This is a genomic window from Streptomyces sp. NPDC030893 (assembly GCF_055571535.1).
Genome location: NZ_JBVIFC010000010.1, coordinates 185,366 through 203,771, shown reverse-complemented (window position 1 = coordinate 203,771; position 18,406 = coordinate 185,366). Strand labels below are relative to the sequence as shown.

General features: G+C 73.6%; 16 protein-coding genes and 1 pseudogene. 9 read left to right on the top strand and 8 right to left on the bottom strand.

Annotated features, from left to right (window positions below; translation table 11 throughout):
* Positions 1-38: 38 nt before the first annotated feature.
* From ACZ434_RS20435 to ACZ434_RS20425, 3 genes are all read right to left on the bottom strand, one after another.
* The gene (locus ACZ434_RS20435) at positions 39-1,232 is read right to left on the bottom strand and encodes a serine hydrolase domain-containing protein (RefSeq protein ID WP_468457741.1); all 1,194 of its coding nucleotides are present in this window, start codon (positions 1,230-1,232) and stop codon (positions 39-41) included.
* 337 nt (positions 1,233-1,569) lie between these two features.
* Positions 1,570-2,019: an SRPBCC family protein gene (locus tag ACZ434_RS20430; RefSeq protein WP_468457739.1), complete on the bottom strand. Its 450-nt coding sequence runs from the start codon at positions 2,017-2,019 to the stop codon at positions 1,570-1,572.
* Between the two features lie 430 nt (positions 2,020-2,449).
* Positions 2,450-3,538, bottom strand: coding sequence for a hypothetical protein (locus ACZ434_RS20425; RefSeq protein ID WP_468457737.1), 1,089 nt, complete (start codon positions 3,536-3,538; stop codon positions 2,450-2,452).
* A 198-nt stretch (positions 3,539-3,736) separates the two neighbouring features.
* Here ACZ434_RS20425 and ACZ434_RS20420 point away from each other — a divergent pair, with 198 nt between their 5' ends.
* From ACZ434_RS20420 to ACZ434_RS20390, 7 genes are all read left to right on the top strand, one after another.
* On the top strand, positions 3,737-4,180 hold the full coding sequence (locus ACZ434_RS20420) for a DoxX family protein (RefSeq protein WP_468457735.1): 444 nt from the start codon (positions 3,737-3,739) through the stop codon (positions 4,178-4,180).
* Positions 4,181-4,763: 583 nt separating this feature from the next.
* The gene (locus ACZ434_RS20415; RefSeq protein WP_468457733.1) at positions 4,764-5,177 is read left to right on the top strand and encodes a DUF4190 domain-containing protein; all 414 of its coding nucleotides are present in this window, start codon (positions 4,764-4,766) and stop codon (positions 5,175-5,177) included.
* A gap of 1,190 nt (positions 5,178-6,367) precedes the next feature.
* Positions 6,368-6,502, top strand: coding sequence for a hypothetical protein (locus ACZ434_RS20410; protein WP_468457731.1), 135 nt, complete (start codon positions 6,368-6,370; stop codon positions 6,500-6,502).
* A 63-nt stretch (positions 6,503-6,565) separates the two neighbouring features.
* Complete coding sequence (locus tag ACZ434_RS20405) at positions 6,566-8,683, top strand: DUF4139 domain-containing protein (protein WP_468457729.1); 2,118 nt, start codon at positions 6,566-6,568, stop codon at positions 8,681-8,683.
* A 7-nt stretch (positions 8,684-8,690) separates the two neighbouring features.
* The gene (locus ACZ434_RS20400) at positions 8,691-10,259 is read left to right on the top strand and encodes a mucoidy inhibitor MuiA family protein (protein WP_468457727.1); all 1,569 of its coding nucleotides are present in this window, start codon (positions 8,691-8,693) and stop codon (positions 10,257-10,259) included.
* 268 nt (positions 10,260-10,527) lie between these two features.
* Positions 10,528-11,442: an AurF N-oxygenase family protein gene (locus ACZ434_RS20395; protein WP_468457725.1), complete on the top strand. Its 915-nt coding sequence runs from the start codon at positions 10,528-10,530 to the stop codon at positions 11,440-11,442.
* A 50-nt stretch (positions 11,443-11,492) separates the two neighbouring features.
* Positions 11,493-13,055, top strand: a complete 1,563-nt coding sequence (locus ACZ434_RS20390; protein ID WP_468457723.1) for an FAD-dependent oxidoreductase — start codon at positions 11,493-11,495, stop codon at positions 13,053-13,055.
* Between the two features lie 22 nt (positions 13,056-13,077).
* On the opposite strand, the gene ACZ434_RS20385 is transcribed toward ACZ434_RS20390, so the two are convergent.
* From ACZ434_RS20385 to rpmG, 3 genes are all read right to left on the bottom strand, one after another.
* Positions 13,078-14,142, bottom strand: coding sequence for an NAD(+)/NADH kinase (locus ACZ434_RS20385; RefSeq protein ID WP_468457721.1), 1,065 nt, complete (start codon positions 14,140-14,142; stop codon positions 13,078-13,080).
* Between the two features lie 162 nt (positions 14,143-14,304).
* Positions 14,305-14,427, bottom strand: a complete 123-nt coding sequence (ykgO, locus tag ACZ434_RS20380) for a type B 50S ribosomal protein L36 (protein WP_468457719.1) — start codon at positions 14,425-14,427, stop codon at positions 14,305-14,307.
* A 46-nt stretch (positions 14,428-14,473) separates the two neighbouring features.
* Positions 14,474-14,638, bottom strand: coding sequence for a 50S ribosomal protein L33 (gene rpmG, locus ACZ434_RS20375; protein ID WP_351308460.1), 165 nt, complete (start codon positions 14,636-14,638; stop codon positions 14,474-14,476).
* Between the two features lie 138 nt (positions 14,639-14,776).
* Between rpmG and ACZ434_RS20370 the strand changes: the two are divergent.
* A pseudogene (locus tag ACZ434_RS20370) lies at positions 14,777-15,142 on the top strand (ATP-dependent endonuclease); the annotation flags it as partial.
* A gap of 30 nt (positions 15,143-15,172) precedes the next feature.
* On the opposite strand, the gene ACZ434_RS20365 reads toward ACZ434_RS20370, so the two are convergent.
* The gene (locus ACZ434_RS20365) at positions 15,173-16,702 is read right to left on the bottom strand and encodes an MFS transporter (protein WP_468457716.1); all 1,530 of its coding nucleotides are present in this window, start codon (positions 16,700-16,702) and stop codon (positions 15,173-15,175) included.
* Positions 16,703-16,931: 229 nt separating this feature from the next.
* Here ACZ434_RS20365 and ACZ434_RS20360 point away from each other — a divergent pair, with 229 nt between their 5' ends.
* A complete protein-coding gene (locus ACZ434_RS20360; protein WP_468457714.1) occupies positions 16,932-17,795 on the top strand; it encodes a hypothetical protein in 864 nt (287 codons plus the stop codon).
* Between the two features lie 57 nt (positions 17,796-17,852).
* Here ACZ434_RS20360 and ACZ434_RS20355 read toward each other — a convergent pair whose 3' ends face one another.
* Positions 17,853-18,290, bottom strand: a complete 438-nt coding sequence (locus ACZ434_RS20355; protein WP_468457712.1) for an OsmC family protein — start codon at positions 18,288-18,290, stop codon at positions 17,853-17,855.
* Positions 18,291-18,406 lie beyond the last annotated feature (116 nt).

Genomic DNA, 18,406 nt, shown 5'->3' with positions numbered 1-18,406 from the left:
GGGATGCCGGCCCGACCACGGCGCCGCACCCGGATGCGCTACTCGCTTGTGGAGGCGCAGAGTTGGCGGTCGATAAGGTCGTTGGTGGCCCGCATGGTGTCGAGTTCGGGGGCGGAGCCGTCGCCGGTCGCCTCGACGACGACGATGTGGCGGCCGTCCCCGCCGAAGCCGTTGCGGGTCATGTAGCCGGGGATGTCCCCGGCGTGGCTGTAATAGCTTCCGCCGCAGGTGAGGTCGGCCTGCATCAGGCCGAGCCCGTAGCGGGCTCCGGGCCAGACGTCGTCCAGTTCCGCGGCCCGTACGGTCGTCTTCATCTCGGCCAGTCCGGCGGGCTCCAGCAGCCTGCCCCTCATCAGCGCCGAGTAGAACCCGGTCAGGTCGGCGCCGGTGCTGATCATGCCGCCGGCCGCACCGGCGCCGCTGGGATTGAACAGGGTGACGTCGATCGGCCGGCTGCCGCCGAATGCCGAGTAGCCCTTCATGTGCCGGCCCGGTACACCGGGGTGGGTGACGGGCGCGTAGGTGTCGCGCAGGCCCAGGGGCCGGATGATGCGGCGTGTCACCTCACGCTGCCAACTGCGTCCCGTCGTCCTCTCGATGATCATTCCGGCGAGGGTGTAGTTGGTGTTGGAGTACTCCCACCCGGTGCCGGGTTCGAAGCTCGGTGCGTGCCGCATCGCGATGGCGACGAGCCGGGAGTCCGTCCAGGTGTCGAAGCGTCCCGCCCGGAAGGCCGAGGCGTCGGCGAGTACGGGGAAGTCGGCGGTGTAGTTGAACAGGCCGCTGGTGTGGTTCAGCAACTGCCGGACGGTGATCCTGCTTCCGTCGTTGCCGTTGCCGGACACCACTCCCGGTAGCAGGTCCTCGACCGTGTCGTCCAGTGACAGGCGTCCCTCACCGGCGAGTTGCAGCACGACCGTGGCGACGAAGGTCTTGGTGGCGCTGGCGATGCGGAACGTGTCGTCGGGGTGTACGGCGCGTCCCGTCCGCTTGTCGGAGACCCCGGCGGTGGCGTGCCGGACCCCCTGCGGGCCGGTCGACCGGGCGAGCACGCCCACGGTGCCCGTCCGCTGGATCGCGTCCGCCTGCTGCCGCAACGAGTCCGCGGCCGGCTCGGCCGCTCCGGCCGCCGGGGTCATCAGTCCCAGGCCGGTGAGCGCGGTGACCAGCGTCGTGGTCACGACGCGGTAGCCGATCGGGCGTCGGGGTCGGGGCGCGTTCGCAGATGCCATGGTCGTCCGGCTCCTCGCAGGTCGGGGGCACACGGCTGTTCCGGTGTGCCCCCAACGTAGGAAGAAGCCCCGCGCCGCACGATGGGGCAGGCCCGCCGTTCGGAAGTACAGCCCGCACCACCACATCCGGGGCGGCCGGCGGGGGAAGGCGCGGGCCGCTCGGATCACCATGCCTACGCGTAACTCCGCCAGGAGGGCCCGGAGTTGACCTGTTCCGGACCCGGCGGATCGGTCGTCGGGGGCGGCCGGCTGCCGGCACGCCAGCAGGCCGGCGCGGCGCGCCCGGCGGGAAGGCGTCGCGGGGTCGCGATCGCGCTGTGGGAGGCGGAGCGGTCGGTCAGGCCGAGGCCTCTACGGCGGCCTTGATGCGCCGGCCGAAGGCGGGGGCGTCCTTGCGTGCCGCGCTGCCCGCGAGGGGAAGCAGTACCTTGCCCAGGCCGTGCCCTTCGAGGACGTTGAAGAGCCGTACCCGGGTGCCGCCGTCGGCGGTGGGCTCGAGGTCGTAGCCGCCCTCGTCGGCGGTGACGGAGTTGCGCGACACCTCGTGCCAGCGGATGCGGTGGGGCACGGACAGTTCGCTGATCTCGAAGTCCCGCCGGGACCGCATGCCGGCGTCCTTGACCGTGCTGTGGAAGACCGTGCCCACGTGGGTCTCGCCCTCGGGGCTCTTCTCGATCTCCAGCACACGCGGGCTGAACTCCGGGTCGTGGCGCCCGTCGGCGAGGTAGGCGAAAACGTACTCGATGGGCCGGTCGATGTCGACGACGACCTCGAACTGAGTGCTCATGCTCTCTCCCTGTGAAGACGGCCCGGGCCGCGGCGCTGAGGGAGTGGCGAGGCTGATGGGGACCGGGTGGGAGGGCGTCGGCCCGGGGTCGTACATCCACCCTAACCGGACCGGGGCTCGCCGGTCAGGTCGTACGCGCACACCGCTGCCGGCCTCGGAGTCACCGCGTGGCGCCGCCCGGTCCGTCTTCCGGCTCCCCGGTGAGCCGGCTCGCGAGGCGGTAGGACACGGTGACGTCGCGGTACTCCCGGCCGGGGGAGACCTTGTCGGGCAGGTTGGTGCGGTCGCTGTGGCTCGTCGACTCACGCTTCCCGGCGCCGGGGAAGGCGACGGCCGTCCTGGGCTGCTCGGTGAAGCGGAGCCGTTCGGAGCGGACCGTCGACCCGAACGCGATGTCCCACGCCGGGCCCCGTGGTCCCGCCGCTCCTGTTCAGGGCGGTTCCTGCCGCTCCCCGCCGGTGCGGCGGCGACCGGTGGTGCGCGGGGGCAGCTTTCCGTCCTCACCGCGTACGCGGCGCGGGCGGGCGCCGGCCTGACCGCGGGCGGTCCCCTCGCGATCCGGGGCCGCGGTCACGCGCGACGCGGTGCGTCCGGCCGGCCCGGTCGCGCCCGCCGTGGCGTCCTCGGCGGGCGGGGCGGCGTCCGCGACGGCGTCGGCGCCCTTGCCTGCCGTCCGCCCTGCCGCTTCGGTCACCCCGCCCGCCGCGGGGGCCACGCCTCCGGTGGCGCGGCCCACCTCCTGGCCGGCGTCTCCGACGGCCCGGCCCGCCTCATCGCCGACGTCCGCCACCACGCGCCCGGCGCCACCGCCGACGTCCCGCACGGTCCCGCCCACGTCCTGCACGGCCCCACCCGCTCCGCGGCCGACGTCCCGCACGGCGGTCCCGGCGCCCCGGCCCACGTCCTCCACCGCGGTCCCTGCACCCCGGCCCACGTCCTCCACCGCGGTCCCTGCACCCCGGCCCACGTCCTCCACCGCGGTCCCTGCACCCCGGCCCACGTCGCGGACGGCCGCTCCGGCGCCCGTGCCCAGCTCACCCACCGCCTGGCGGGCACCGCCGCCGACGTCCCGCACGGCGGACCCCACGCCCCGCGCCAGTTCCTGGAGCAGCTCCGGGTTGCGGTCGAGGGTGGTGAGCACCCGGTTGATGATCAGCGCGACATTGTCGAGACGCACGGTGAGCCGGGCCTGCGCCTCCACGCCCGAGATCCCCAGGTGCACCCGGCCGAGCGTGACATCGGCGCCCACGTTCAGCCTGAGCAGATCCAGCACCTCGGCCTGGAGCGACACATGTGCCCGCAGGTCCTCGACGTCCAGGTCGATCTCGTCGACCTTCAGGAGGGGCACGTCGAGGAAGACGTCGGGACTCTCGTCGGTCGCCGCACGCCCGCCGGGAGGGACCGTGTCCGCGTACTCCTCCTCGTCGTAGGGCTCCGGCTCCTCGTCGTACGGCTCGGCCCCGGCGTACTCGTCGTCCGTCTCGACGGGGTCCTCTTCGTTCTCGGCGTTGTCCCGCATCACCGTGCTCCCCGTGAGGTTGGCCGCGTCTTTCGTCCCATTTTGATCCATTGCGCGACCCTGTGCGAGGCGGGGCGTACGGCCGGCTGAACCGTTGGAGCACCGCGCGCGTACTGGAGGACCGACGGCCGCGCGTCCGCGCGGTCCCTTCGCGTCGCACCGACCGCCTCGCACCGACCGCCCAAGGAGTACCCAGCGATGAGCACCGACCGCCTGAGCGACCGGCTCGCCGGCCAGCAACCTCTCGTTCTGGGTCTGTTCCGTATCGTCCTCGGCCTGTTGTTCGCCAGCGAGGGCGCCGCCACCCTGTTCGGCGTACTGGACAGGCAGGCCACCCCCGCGGGTGACTGGCCGTTCTGGTACGCCGGTGTGATCGAGCTGGTGTGCGGTGTTCTGGTCCTCCTCGGGGTCGCGACCCGAGGTGCCGCCTTCCTCAGCTCGGGAGCCATGGCGTTCGCCTACTTCACCGAACACCAGAAGGACGGTCTCTTCCCGCTGCAGAACGGCGGCCTCGCCCCGGCCCTGTTCTGCTGGGGATTCCTCCTCCTGGTCTTCTTCGGACCGGGCTCCCTGAGCCTCCAGGGTCTGCTGCGCCGCGGTGCCGCCGCGCCCGCCCCGCCCGTATCCGGGCAGGCTCGCTGACCCGCGCGCGACGGGGATCGGGCCGCCGCGGGCCGGCGGCCCGATCCGCGTTGCGGTGCCGGGAGCCCGGCGGCGACTGTGCGGGCCACACGCCCGACGTCGAGGGGCCTCTCTCCTACGACGACATGGCCGACGACACCCCGGCCTTCGTGGAGACGGTCGTCGGGCAGCCCGCGCATCTGCTCGGGGCTGGAGCGACGGCGGCATCGTGGCGCTGCTCGACGCGCACACCGCGGGCAGCGACCGACCTCGCGTTCTTCCGTGAGCTGTACGAGACGATGCCGCCGGTCCGGCGGCCGCCGTGGCCCCGACGCGGAAGGCCAGACACACGACCGGAGTTCCGTCGTCGACCGGGGTGCCCTCGCGCTCCCGGAACCCGCGGTGCCCGGCGTGCCATTCCTCGAGCGTGGCGACGGTACGGCCGTCGTTGTCCAGGAGCGCCAACCGCTCCCCCGCGTACTCGAGGCCTTCCGTCTCCTCGACGTACTCGGCCGGAGGGGCACGGAGGCATTCACCGCCCGTATCGGGGCAATCGGCCCGTACGGCAACTCGCCTCCCGTCGAACAGAGATGAGGATGATGACATGTCCTTCCCGGAACACCGGCCGACCCGGAGCGACTCGGTGCCCACGGGTCCGGACACGGGCCCGAAACGGGGCAACGGACTGGCCGTCGCCGCGCTGGTTCTCGGCGTCCTGGCGCTCGTCCTCTTCTGGACCGTGATCGGCGGTGTGGTGCTCGGTCTCCTGGCGCTCGTCCTCGGCATCATCGGCGCACGCAGGGCACGGGGCGGCCGAGCCCCGCACGGCGTGATGTCGGTCATCGGCGCGGTGCTCGGCGCGCTGGGCCTCGTCGCCTCCGTGGTCATCATCGCGATCGGTGCGTCGATCCTCAATTCGGACGAGTTCAAGGACTTCGACGACTGCGTCCGGCAGGCCGACACGAAGAGCGAACGCGACGCGTGCGCCGAGGACTTCAACAGGGACTTCAACAACTGACCGATAAGCGGCGGGGCGGGGCGGTGCCGCGGTGCCCGGTGCCGCCGGTCCGGGAGCGAGACGTCCCCGGACCGGCTGCCGCAGCCGTGTCCGTCACCCGGACGGTCGGCAGGAGGGGGCGGGAAGCACGGCTTCCGGACGGGACGCGACAGGCGCCCCGGCGGGTCGCGTAGGACAGTGAGACCATGAACCGTCACCGACGCCCACCCCGGCGGGCCCCATGGGTCGCAGGCGGTGCCGTCGTGCTCGCCCTCGGCGGCTTCGGGGTGTGGCTGTTGGTTGTGCAGGACGACGGTACGCCCAGTCCCACCCCCTCCGCCTCGGCCGACCTGTCGCTTCCGACACTCAACCCCCTGCCGTCGTGGACCTTCGCAACGGAGCCGTCGAGCACGGAGCGGCCGCCGGCGACGCTGCTGCCCGAGCCGACCTCCCGTCCTCGCCGGACGGACACGCCGGGCCTGCGGCCGCCCCGGCCGGAACCACCGGGGCAGGCACCCACGACGCGACCGGCGCCGCCGGGGCTCCGGCCGACGACCGACCCGACGGCCGAGCCGGCGCCACCGCTCCGGAGGCCGACGGCTCAGCCGGTACCGCCGGGCGACAGGCCGACGGCCGGGACGGCACCCGGCGGCCGGGAGCCGGAGCCGCGTCCGACCGCGACCGGCGCGTCGGCCGGGCACGTCCCGCGGACGCCCGCGACCTCGGCGCCGGCGGCTGCCCGGCCCGAGAAGCCCGAGCCACCCGCCCTCTCCCCGAGACCCGAGCCCCCGGCACGGCCCACGAAGCCCGAGCCGTCGACCCGGTCCACAAGGTCCGAGCCCTCGCCCCGGCCCGGGAAGCCCGAGTCCCCGGCACGCTCCGGGACGCCCAAGCCCGCAGGCACGTCGGCACGCCCCGAACCCCCGGGCCCGTCGGCGGTACCCGAGCCCCCGGCACGGTCCGGGACGTCCGAGCCCCCGGCAACTCCCGCGCGGCCCCCGGCGACACGGGCACCGACGGCACGACCGGTCCCCTCGCACGCCGTACCGCCGCCGCCCGCCAAGACGTCCGCGCCCGCGCCGCACACTCCGGCGACCGCGCCTTCGTCACCCCATCAGCGGCACACCACCCCGGCCCCGACGCCCGGCGACCGGGAACCGGGCGCCACCACGTGGTACACCTCGAAGGCCGCCACGGCCGCCGCCCGCCGCATGGCCTCCGACAGGACGGTCGGTGACCCCGTTTGCTCGCTGGCGGCCGTGGGCCGGCCGGACCCCCGCCTGCTGGCGCACAGCGACCGGATCGGCATCGGACACCACGGTGCCTATTGGTGCCTGATCTGGTGAGCCGGGCCGGCGCCCCACGGCGTAGGCTGCCCTCGGCACGGACACGGCTGGGTGGGGGAGCACATGGCGGCTGGGACGGTCCCGATGTGGACGTCGGCACTCGATTCGGTGGTGGTGTACGCGCAGGGCGCGCTCTGCCGCCGTCTGGCCCGGGGCACGGTACCGGCGGGCGGACAGGTACGGGTGGCGGGACTGCCCCGCTCGCTGGACCCGGACTCGCTGCGGGCACGCGTCGTCGGCGCCTCGGCGGTGCGGGTCACCGAGGCCCGGGTGGAGGTCGAGGCCGAGCCTCAGAACACCGACCGTGCTGACGCGTTGCGGCGAGAGGTGGAGCGGCTGCGCGAGGACTGCGCGGCCGCGCAGGGGCGCCGGGACCGGCAGCGGACGCTGGTCGAGGAGATCAGTGCGCTGCGTCCGGTGCCTCCGTCCCGCAGACGGGACGATCCGCACCGCCGTACACCGGTCGACGCGTGGCTGGAACTCTCCGATTTCGTCGACGATCGCCTGACCCGCCTGCACAGCGGACTCCGCGAGTCGGAGGAGGAACTGCGCCGGGTCGAGCACGAGCTCACCGTCGCGGTGGACAGGCTCGCCCGTGCCTCCACCGACGCGCCGGAGGCACACGTGGCCACCTCGTTCGGTGCGGTCCTGACACTGGACGGCACGGGTGAGGTGGAGGTGGAGGTGGAGTACGGGGTGCCCGGCGCGGTCTGGGTGCCGACGTACCGTCTGGCACACCGTCAGGGTCATGAGGGCGGACGGCTGTTGCTGCGGGCATCGGTGGCCCAGCGCACGGGCGAGGACTGGAACGGGGTCAGGATCGCCCTGGCCACCGCCGACCTGCGCCGCCGCACGGATCTGCCCCGGCTCCGGTCGGTCCGCATCGGACGCAGTCAGCCCGCCCCCGCGCCGTCCGGCTGGCGCGCGCACCCGGAGGGGCTGAGCGGTCTCTTCGCCGGGTACGACACGGCGGGCCCGCGGCCCGACACGCATGCCGTGCCCTCGCTCGTCGGGGCCGCGTCCGCTCCCGTTCCGCCGCCCCCGCCGTCCGCGGGTCATGGAGCGCCGCCCGTTCCCGGGGGTGCGGAGGGTGCCTTCTCCCGGGCGGCCTACGGCAGCGGTGCCCCCGCGCCGCAGCCGGCGCCGCAGTCCGCGCCCCGGACACGCGGCATGCCCCGCACCGGAGCCGGGCCCGCCGCGGCCCCCGCCGCCCTGGCCCACGCGGGCCCCGGGGTTCCGGCACCACCCGGGGCTCCGGCGCCACCGGGGGCCCCGGCACCTCCCGGGGCTCCGGCGGCTCCCGCGGCTCCGGCGGCTCCCGCGGCGGCACCGCCGCCGGACGGGCCGCCGCGGCCGGAGGGTGCCGAGCTCGACTACACCGCGCTCGTCCTGGGCGGTCCGGAGGAACCGGAGGGCCGCCGGGGCCGGCTGTTCCCCGGCTCCGGGTTCGATCCGGTGACCGCCGAGTACCGCCGCCGGGCCGAGACGGTGGCCGCGCTGCCGCTGCCCGGGCACGCCGTGCGGCCCCGCGAGTCCGCGGGCTCCTTCGACCACCGCTTCGACGCCGCCGCACCGGCCGACATACCCTCGGACGGCACTTGGCACACCGTCACCGTCGGCGAGATCCCGGTCGGCCTGCGCACCGAGTACATCTGTGTGCCGTCCGTGGAACAGACGGTGTACGCGACGCTGCTGCTCTCCAACGCCACCGAACAGGCCCTGCTGGCCGGCCCGGTGGAGGTGAGCGTGGACGGGGAGTACCTGCTGACCGCTTCCCTGGCCACACTCGCCCCGGGCGGTGTGTGCCGGGTGGGCCTCGGACCGGCCGAGGCCATCGGGGTCACCCGCCGTACGAATCTGCACGAGTCGACCTCGGGACTGCGCAACAACGTCACCGTGCTCGACCACCGCGTCCACGTGGAGCTGGCCAACCGGCTCCCCGTTCCCGTCTCCGTCGAGATTCGCGAGCGCGTGCCCGTGACGTCCGACGCGGACGTACGGATCGAGGAACGGGCCGACTGGACGGAGCCCGGGAGCGGCCAGGACCCGGAGCGGCACGCGCCGGGCACACGGCTGTGGCGGGTGGAACTGCCCGCCGGCGGCACCGCCGTCCGCGACGGCGGCTACGAGATCCGGATCCCGGCCGGCAAGGCCCTCACCGGCGGCAACCGCAGGAGCTGACACAGCCATGTCTACGTCATCGGAGCCGATCCCGCTGATCGCCATTCCCGTCACCGCCGTCACCTGCACGGAGGACCGCGCCCACGTGGAGCGGACCGCGATGCTCGATCTGAAGGCCGGCACCCAGCGACTGCGCCTCGGACCGGTCAGCGCGCTGGCCGCCGACCGCACCCTCCACGCCGAACTCCCCGCCGGCCACCCGGCGGCCGTGCTCGACGTGCGGCTCGTCCGCGCCTGGACGCCACGCGGGCCGGAGCCCGCCGACGACGATTCCGCGCTGCGCCGCCGCGTGACCGCGCTGGAGGAGGAGCGGTCGGTTCTGGAGCAGCGCCGTGACCGGCTGCGTGCCCGTGTCGAACTGCTCGGCCGTATCGCCGCCGACCTGCTCCGGGACATCGCCGAGGGCGCCGGTTCCGGAGAGCCGGAACGGGACCGCTGGAACCGGGAGCTGGACCGGGTGGACGGCGAACGCGACTCCTGCGGTGAGCGGCTGCGCGCCGCGGAGGCCGCACTGGCCCGCGTCGCGGCCGAACTCACCGAGGCCCACCGGGCGATGGACCTCTACGGCACACAACCCGCGGAGCTGACCGGGCACATCGAGCTGACCGTCCACGCCCCGGCCGACGGGCGGGCCGAGTTGCGTCTGAGCCACCTCACCCCGTGCGCGCTGTGGCGGCCCGCCTACCGGGCCGTACTCGACGGGCGGGACCTCACCCTGGAGACGGACGCGATCGTCTGGCAGTGCACCGGCGAGGACTGGTCGAACGTACGGCTGACCCTGTCGACCGCCCGCTCCGCGTCCGCGGCGCAGCCGCCGTGGCTCGGTGAGGACCGGCTGACGCTGACGGACCGCTCGGCCGCGGAGCGCCGTACCGTCCATGTCGGCCTGCGCGAGGAGGAGATCGCGGACATCGGCCCGGCCCCCGTGCTCGGGCTGCCGGGCGTGGACGACGGCGGTGAGGTGCGGGTCCTCCACTCCCCCGCCCCGGTCACCGTGCCGGCGGACGGCCGTGCCCACCGTGTTCCGCTGTCCTCGTTCACCTCGCCGGCCCGGAGCGAGTACACCTGCTCGCCCGAACTGTCGCCCCTGGTCAGCCAGGTGGTGCGGTTCGACAACCGGTCCGGCCACGCCCTGCTCGCCGGGCCCGTCGACCTCATCGGCGGCAGCGGATTCGGCGGGCGCGGCACCCTGGACTTCACCGCCCCCGGCGCCCCCGTCGACCTCGCCTTCGGCAGCCGCGACGACCACCGGGTCCTGCGGCAGACCGAGGAAACCCGTGAGATCACCGGGATCAGCCAGCGGACCGTCCTCACCCGCACCGTGCGGCTGCACCTGTCCAGGTTCTCGGCCCCCGGTGAGGCCGACGACCGGGTGGTCGTGGTCCGGGAGCGCATCCCGGTCTCCGAGGTGTCGGCGGTCGACGTACGGCTGCACCGGGACGCCTGCTCACCCGCGCCGGACGCGGTCGACGCGGACGGCATCGTCCGCTGGAACATCCCGCTGGGGCCGGGCGGCCGGCGCACCGTCACCCTGGTCTACGAGGTGTCGGCGAGCAGCAAGGTCACCGGCCTCTGAGCCTGCGCCCCGGGAGTCGGCCCCGTGATCCGGCAGGGCGTCGGCGCGGGGTGACCGGTCGGTGAGGCGCGCGGGCGCGTTGCCGGCGCCTCGCGTGCGGCCGTGCGCGCGGGTCGGCGAGCGCCGCCGGGCCGGGTCCGGGTCCGCCCTGCTCTCCTCTGCTACCGAGGGGTAGGAAGCCGCTCCTTCTTGCTATACAGTTCGTCAGCAAGCGGCGGCCGTTACCCGTGGTAATAGCGCATGGTTTCGACCCGGAGGAGCCCTCAGCATGGCCAGCAGCACCTCTCAGCCGGAGGCCCGGACCCATTCCTCGGACGACGACGTGGCCCGGCGGCTGCTCGACTCGTCCGCGCAGCTCTCCTACGACCCGCTCACCGAGGTCGACTGGGACACGCCCCTGGACACGAACTTCCACGGCGCCAGCCCGGAGTGGAGCACGCTGTACGGGACGCCGTACTGGAACGAGCTGAGCGACGCGCAGCGCAAGGCGCTCACGCGGCAGGAGGCGGCGTCGGTCGCCAGTACCGGTATCTGGTTCGAGATGATCCTCCAGCAGATGGTGCTGCGGGACATCTACGCCAAGGATCCGACGGACGACACCGTCCAGTGGGCGCTCACCGAGATCGCCGACGAGTGCCGGCACTCCATCATGTTCGCCCGCGGCGCGAAGAAGCTGCAGGCCCCGGCCTACCGTCCGCACCGGGTGGCGCTCGAACTCGGCAGGTTCTTCAAGACCGTTGCCTTCGGTGAGGCGGCGTACGCGGCGATCCTGGTCGCCGAGGAGGTCCTGGACGTCATGCAGCGCGACTGGATGCGCGACGAGCGGGTCGTGCCGTTCGTCCGCACCATCAACAACATCCATGTCGTGGAGGAGTCGCGGCACATGAAGTTCGCCCGCGACGAGACACGCCGGCATCTCGCCCGTGCGGGGCGGCTGCGCCGCAGGGTCCACGCCCTGCTCATATCCGTCGCGGCCTACGTCATCGTCACCAGCATGGTGAACCGCAAGGTGTACGCGAACGCCGGACTGGACGAGGAGCGCGCGCTGCGCGAGGCGAAGGCCAACGAGCACCACAAGTCGATGATGCGCGCGAGCTGTTCGGGCCTGATGGAGTTCCTGTCCTCGGTGGGGCTGCTCACCCGGCCGGCGCTCTTCTTCTACCGGCGCGCCCACCTGGTCTGACGACCGACTGCCCCTCTCACCTGTCCCGGCCTTCAGCGGAGCGGACGACCATGGCCTTCGCGATCACCCAGACCTGCTGCAACGACGCCACCTGTGTGTCCGTCTGCCCGGTCAACTGCATTCACCCCACGCCCGAGGAACGGGCCTTCGGCAGCACGGAGATGCTGCACATCGACCCGAAGAGCTGTATCGACTGCGGTGCCTGCGCCGACGCCTGTCCGGTGGACGCCGTCCTCCCGGTCGACCGGCTGCCGGCCGCGCAGCGGGAGTACGCGCGGATCAACGCCGCCTACTTCGAGCCCGGCGGCGCGAAGCACCCGGAGGAACCGGGGACTTCACCGCCGGAGCCGACGACTCCGGAGCCGGCGGCTCCGGGGCCGAACTTCCACCCGTGGGGCGAGCCGGTCTTCGACCGGGTGCTGCCCTCGGACTTCGGGCCGCTGCGGGTCGCGATCGTCGGCACCGGCCCGGCCGGCATGTACGCCGCCAGGGACCTCCTGCTGCACACACCGGCCGAGGTGACGCTCCTCGACCGGCTTCCGGCACCCGGCGGGCTCGTCCGGTACGGCGTGGCACCCGATCACCCGTCCACCAGGAAGGTGGGCGACACCTTCGCCCGCTTCCACACCCATCCGCGGGTACGGATGCACCTGGGTCTCGACGTGGGATCCCACATCACGGCGGAGGAACTCGCCGCCCACCACGACGCGGTGATCTACGCGGTCGGCGCCGCCACGGACCGGCGGCTCGGCATCCCCGGCGAGGACCTGCCCGGGTGTGTCTCCGCCACCTCCTTCGTCGCCTGGTACAACGCGCATCCGGAGGCCGCCCGGGACACCGTGGACCTCTCGGCGGAGCGGGTCGTCGTGGTCGGCAACGGCAATGTGGCGCTCGACGTCGCCCGGATCCTCGCCAAGGACCCGGAGACGCTGGCAGACACCGGGATCGCCGGCCACGCACTGGCGGAGCTGCGCCGGAGCAAGGTCCGCGAGGTGGTGGTGCTGGGCCGCCGCGGTCCGCGGGAGGCGGCGTACACCCGGTCCGAGCTGCTCGCCCTGAAACACCTTCCGGGCGTGGACCTCCTCGTCGACGACCACGATCCGCGCATCGGCCCGGCGATCGATGCCGCCGGGCCGGCGGACAAGGCGGCGGTGCTGCGGGACGTGGCGCGCGCGGCCGTCGACTGGTCCCTGCCGCCGGACGGCGAGGGGCGGCAGCGGCGCATCGTGTTCCGCTTCCTCTCCGCCCCGCTGGAGGTGTGCGGAACCGAGGGCACCCGCGCCGTACGCGTCACCGGCGGTGCCGGGGAGCTGGAGATCCCGGCCGGTCTGGCCCTGCGCGCGGCCGGCTACCGCGGGGTCCCTCAGGCGGGGCTGCCGTTCGACGAGGCCACCGGGACCGTGCCGAACGAGCGCGGGCGGGTGCCCGGCAGGCCCGGGACGTACGTCGTCGGCTGGAGCAAACGCGGGCCCTCGGGCGGTATCGGCGCCAATCGCGCGTGCGCGGCCGAGACCGTCGGCTCCCTGCTGGCCGACGCGGTGGCGGGAGCACTGCCCGCACCGGCCGCCGGACCGAAGGCGTTCCGCCGTCTCGTGCGCCGCCGGCGCCGCTGACACGGTCGTCCCGCCCGCCACGTCATCCGGCCGCGGCCGGGCCGCGCGGCATGGCGAGGTGCGCCAGGTCTCCCGGCGGCGGGCTGCCGGCCGGCCAGAGCGGTGCCGGCGTGCCGTCGGCCACCGCGGCGGGCGCGTCGGTGAGGTTCATCCGGTCACGGAGGCGGCCGTAGAAGTCCATCGGGCCGAGCCGTGCGGCGCGCAGTCTGCGCGGCGCGGCGTACACCCCGATCCAGTCCCCCGGGCCGATCACGCCGCGCAGCTGGCCGTCGATGCCGACCGCGGCGCGACCCGAGCGTTCGAGCACCCGCAGCACGACGGGCTCGTCCGGGGCGGCGACGACCGAGCGGTCGAACGTCATGTGCGGTGCCACCGGTGTGAACACCAGGGCGTCGGCGCCCGGCGAGACCACGGGGCCGCCGGCGGCGAAGCTGTAGGCGGTCGAGCCCGTCGGTGTCGCCACCAGCAGCGCGTCGGCGGAGTACGAGGCCAGCAGCCGGCCGGCGATGTAGACGCCGACCGAGATCTGCCGGTCCCGGGCGAGTTTCTCCACCACGACGTCGTTGAGGGCGGTCACGTCCAGCGGGACGCCCCACTCGCCTCCCGTCTCGCAGTCGGTACGGACGCCGGTCGGGGGCAGCAGCGGGCCTCGGCCGTAACTCATGAGCGCCCCGATGTCCGGGGGCACCTCCAGGCGGCGCGAGGCGCGCATGGTCAGCAGCATGCGCCGTTCCACGTCGAGCCGGTCCTCGCGCACGGCGTCCAGGGCGGTGCGCACCATGGTCATGGGCACTTCGGTCAGGAAGCCCACCCGGCCGAGGTCGACTCCGAGCACCAGCGCGTCGATGGCGGCGGCCAGCCGGGCACCGCGCAGGAAGGTGCCGTCCCCGCCGAGGGTGACGACGAGGTCGGGGTCGCCGGCCGCCGCCACTTCCTCCCGGGCGCCGTGCCGTCCGCCGTCGTTCCACACGTCGATGTCCTTGCAGGCGACGGCGTGTTCCGCACACCAGGCCCGGACCGTGCGGGCGGCCTCCGCGGCCTCGGGACGCCCGCCGTGTACGACCATGCCGACCCGGTCCACCGCCATCTCCGCCTCCTGGACGTCCGCCCGCCCCGGCCGGGGCGTGGGTTCTCCATCCTTGCCCGGGTGAGGGCCGCCGAGGCAGCGCACCACGCCGCCGGGGCCCGGAACCGCGGGCGCGGTCCGGGCCCCGGCGGCGTGCGGGACGGCGGCGTGCGGGACCGCCGGTCAGCCCTGGCGGGCCTTGGAACGCGGATCCTTCTTGTTGATCACGAACGTCGCTCCGCGCCGGCGCACCACCTGGGCGCCGGGCCTGGACTTCAGCGAGCGCAAGGACGTGCGCACCTTCATCACGGTCTCCTTCCGCGGGACTGTACGGGCGCGGGGGAAGCGGACGTCATCGCTCTTCGCGGAAGAGGACGTGCTCACCGGCGACCGGGTCGTACTTCCGCAGGACGAGCCGGTCGGGGTCGTTCAGCCGGTTCTTGCGCGTCACGTAGGTGACTCCGGTGCCGGCTGTCGACTTCAGCCTGACGACGGGCCGCGCGGTGCTGCGTGCCATGAGGTGCTCCTTCCGCCACTGCCTGCTCCTTGTGACTCAGGCATGCCAGCTGCTCCGCTCAACCGCGCCGGCGGCCCGGCTATTCCGGGGCAGGCAAGTAGGGCCGAGCATGCGGTTCGGCAGGAAGGTGCAGCCGCCGGACCGGGGCTGCGGCTCACGGGACTGTGTGACGAGGCGGAGCACGGCTGCTACACGCGTGGCCTGAGCGGGCCGGGGCGCCGCGGCAGGGCTTCTTCGTCTGCGCGGCGGATCCGGAGGACGAGCTCATCCGGGCCCTGGGCACGACGCGGGTGCGGGAGATCATCCGCGCCGAGGGCGACGACCGGGCCCTGCGGACCTTCCTGCGCCAGCCCGCGCAGCAGGGCCGGGCCCCGCGGCGGCAGCTCCGGCGGTTCCCCGGCACGAAGAAGGGACGCAGGATCCGCTACGGCCGGGTCCCTCGTCGAGGCACTCGGCCCCGGCGACGTACCCGACCCGCTCGACGGTCTGCTCGCAGGCCTCTGACCGCCGGGCCCCGCGCTCCCGTCCCCGCCGTCAGAACTTCGGTGTCGGCGCCTGCGACCGCACCAGCTCCGCCGCCTCCTCCCGGGTCTGCACCGACGGGGGAGAACCCTCGAGCGGCTGCTGCGCCGTCTCCTTCATGCAGGCCACCGCGATGACGCCCACCAGAGCCGCGGCCATCGCGTAGTACGCGGGCATCATGTCCGAGCCGGTCGCGCCGATCAGGGCGGTGATGACCAGCGGTGTGGTGCCGCCGAACAGCGACGCCGACAGGTTGTAGCCGACCGACAGGGAGCCGTAGCGCACGGCCGTCGGGAACATGGCCGGGAGCGCCGCCGACATGGTGCCGAGCAGACAGACCAGTGACAGGCCGAGCATCAGCATGCCGGCCGAGACGGCGAGCAGGCTGCCCTGCCGCACGAGCAGGAACGCCGGTGCGGACAGCACAAGGAAGCCCAGCATGCCGGTCATCAGCAGCGGTTTGCGGCCGTACCGGTCGTTCAGCCGGCCCACCTGATTGATGATCAGCATCAGCACCACCATGGTGGCCACCAGGATCAGCAGGCCGTGGGTCTCGGTGTAGTGCAGCTCGTCAGAGAGGTACGTCGGCATGTACGACAGCAGCATGTAGTCGGTGACGTTGTACGCGCCGACCAGCGCGATGCACAGCACCAGCATGCGCCAGTGCTCCCGGAAGATCTTGGCGAGGTCGCCGCGTGCGGTGGTCTCCACCGAGTTCGCCGCCTCGGAGACATGGACGTTGCCCCCCTCCAGTTTCAGATACGCCGGAGTGTCGTCCAGCTTCAGCCGCAGGTAGATGCCGACGATGCCCAGCGGCCCGGCGACCAGGAACGGGATGCGCCAGCCCCAGGCGTCCATGGTGTCGGAGCCGAGCCAGGCGGTGAGCGCCGTGACCAGGCTCGCCGCGCCGGTGTAGCCGGCCAGTGTGCCCAGTTCCAGGAAGCTGCCGAAGTAGCCGCGGCGCCGGTCGGGGGCGTACTCGGCGATGAAGGTGGAGGCGCCTCCGTACTCGCCGCCGGTGGAGAAGCCCTGGAGCAGCCGGAAGCAGATCAGCAGCAGCGGCGACCAGAAGCCGACGGCCGCGTAGGTCGGGAGCATCCCGATGGCGGCGGTGCCGACCGCCATGAGGATCATCGTCAGCGCGAGCACCTTCTTGCGGCCGACCTTGTCCCCCATCGGCCCGAACACCATGCCGCCGAGCGGGCGCACGAGGAAGGCGACGGCGAACGTGGCGAAGGAGGACAGCAGTTGCGCGGTCTCGTTCCCGGAGGGGAAGAAGACGCGGCCGATGGTGCCGGCGAGATAGGCGTAGATGCCGAAGTCGAACCATTCCATGGCGTTGCCGAGCGAGGCGGCCTTCACCGCACGCTTGACCGCCCGTTCGTCCGTCACCGTGATGTCCGACCGGCGCAGCCGCGGATTCTGGCGACGCCGGGCGGCACGGAACAGGGTCGGGTGACGCTTGGCCGCCGCGTTGTCGGGCGCCGGCCCGTTTTCGGTGGGGGACGTGGCTGCGTTCCTTTCCGGGACATGCCGTTGCAAACGGAACGTACCAGCGCTTTCGGGTGATCGCCCGGAGGAGCGCGTCCGGAGCCGTCACGGCCGGGACCGGGATGTGGCGTGGCCGCGGTGCCGGGTCCGGGCCGCCGGTCACCTGTATGCCTCCGCTGCGCTGGTCACCCGGGCGCAGCGGTGATGCGGTGAGAGGCAGGGGAGGAAACGCCCGGTGCAGGTCGGTGCCGGGCGGTCGTCCCGTTCTCAGGAGGCACTCGTGACCACCCCTCGTCCGATCGTCCGTCCGGCCCGTGTCCTGGCCGTCGTCCTCGCCGCCGGGACGCTGCTCGCCACGGCGGCCTGTTCCGGCGCGGACAGCAGTGCGCCGTCCGGCTCGGAGACAGCCTCCACGGTCGCCGAGCGGGGCATCGCCGCGCAGACCACCTCGCCCACGTCCACCTCCACGTCCGCCTCCCCGTCGCCGGGTCCTGACCTCACCGAGACGGGCGCGCGCAACGCGCTGATCACCTCGGCGGACCTCGAGGACAACTGGACCCAGGTCGACAACCCGCGGGAGTGGCGGGACTCCCTGCTGGTGGGCGATGTCGACGTGGCCGCCTTCATCGAGGGGGCGAGCGACGCCTCCGAGTGCCGGCGTCTCGTCGACGCCCTCTACGACGAGGACCTGCTGGGCCGTCCGTCCGGGGCGTCGGCGCTCAACGGGTTCCGGGAGGGCGACTCCCGGCTGCTCTACCAGGTGGCCGCCTACGACAAGGCCGGCCTCGACGAGTCGATGCGGTGGCTGAAGTCGCTCCCGGACACCTGCGACCAGTTCACCCTGACCGGCGGCGACGACGGCGAGCGCACCGTCCAGGTCATCGAGCTGGCGCTGCCCGAAACCGGTGACGCCCGGCAGGGCCTGACGGTGACGGTCAAGGGCACGAGCAGCGGTGACCCGGTGACGCTCACCCTCGATGTCGCCGCCGTACAGATCGGCGCGAACGCGATCACGGTCACCAACGGCGGGCTCGACGGCGCCAAGCACGACAGCACCTCGACGGCCGTGGAGCAGGGCACGGAACGGCTCCAGGAGGTACTGGCCGGCGGTACCCCGCAGCCCACGCCCAGCGGCATCGAGTGAACGGGGCCGCGACGGCGGGGTCCGGTACCGGTCGGGGGGCGCGGAACTCCCGTCCGGTCAGGCGTCCTTGACGGACGTCCTGACGGGCGTGCCGGTCTCGATCGTGCGGCTGACCGTGCAGAGCCGCTCGTGCGACGTGCGCACCGCTCGGGGCAGGATCGCGCGGGCGCGCTCCGCGCCCTCCCCGTCCGGGAAGGTGACGTCGAAGGTGACCGCGAGGTTCGTCATGCGGTTGCCCAGCTCGTCGCTGATCCTGTCGCCCGTCACCAGCACCGAGAACCCGTCGGGCTCCGCGTGGCGGGCGGTCGCCACATCGACGTCCGCGGCCGTGCAGCCCCCGATGGCGGCCAGCAGCAGTTCGACCGGAGTGAACGCGGTCCCGCCGTCGTCGGAGGCGGTACCGAAGTGGAGGGTGCCGCCACGGGCGTTGGTGGCGACGAAGTGGCCGGTCGCGGTCCGCTCGACGACGACGGAACGCCGGGAGTCTTCGCTCATGCCTCGACAGTACCGGTGCCGGAACGCGCCCGTCGGGCGGGACCGGGCCGTCCCCGCGCCACCGTGCGCGGGCTGTGAGACGGTGGGGACGGAGGTCCGTCCCGGGGCCCGCCGGT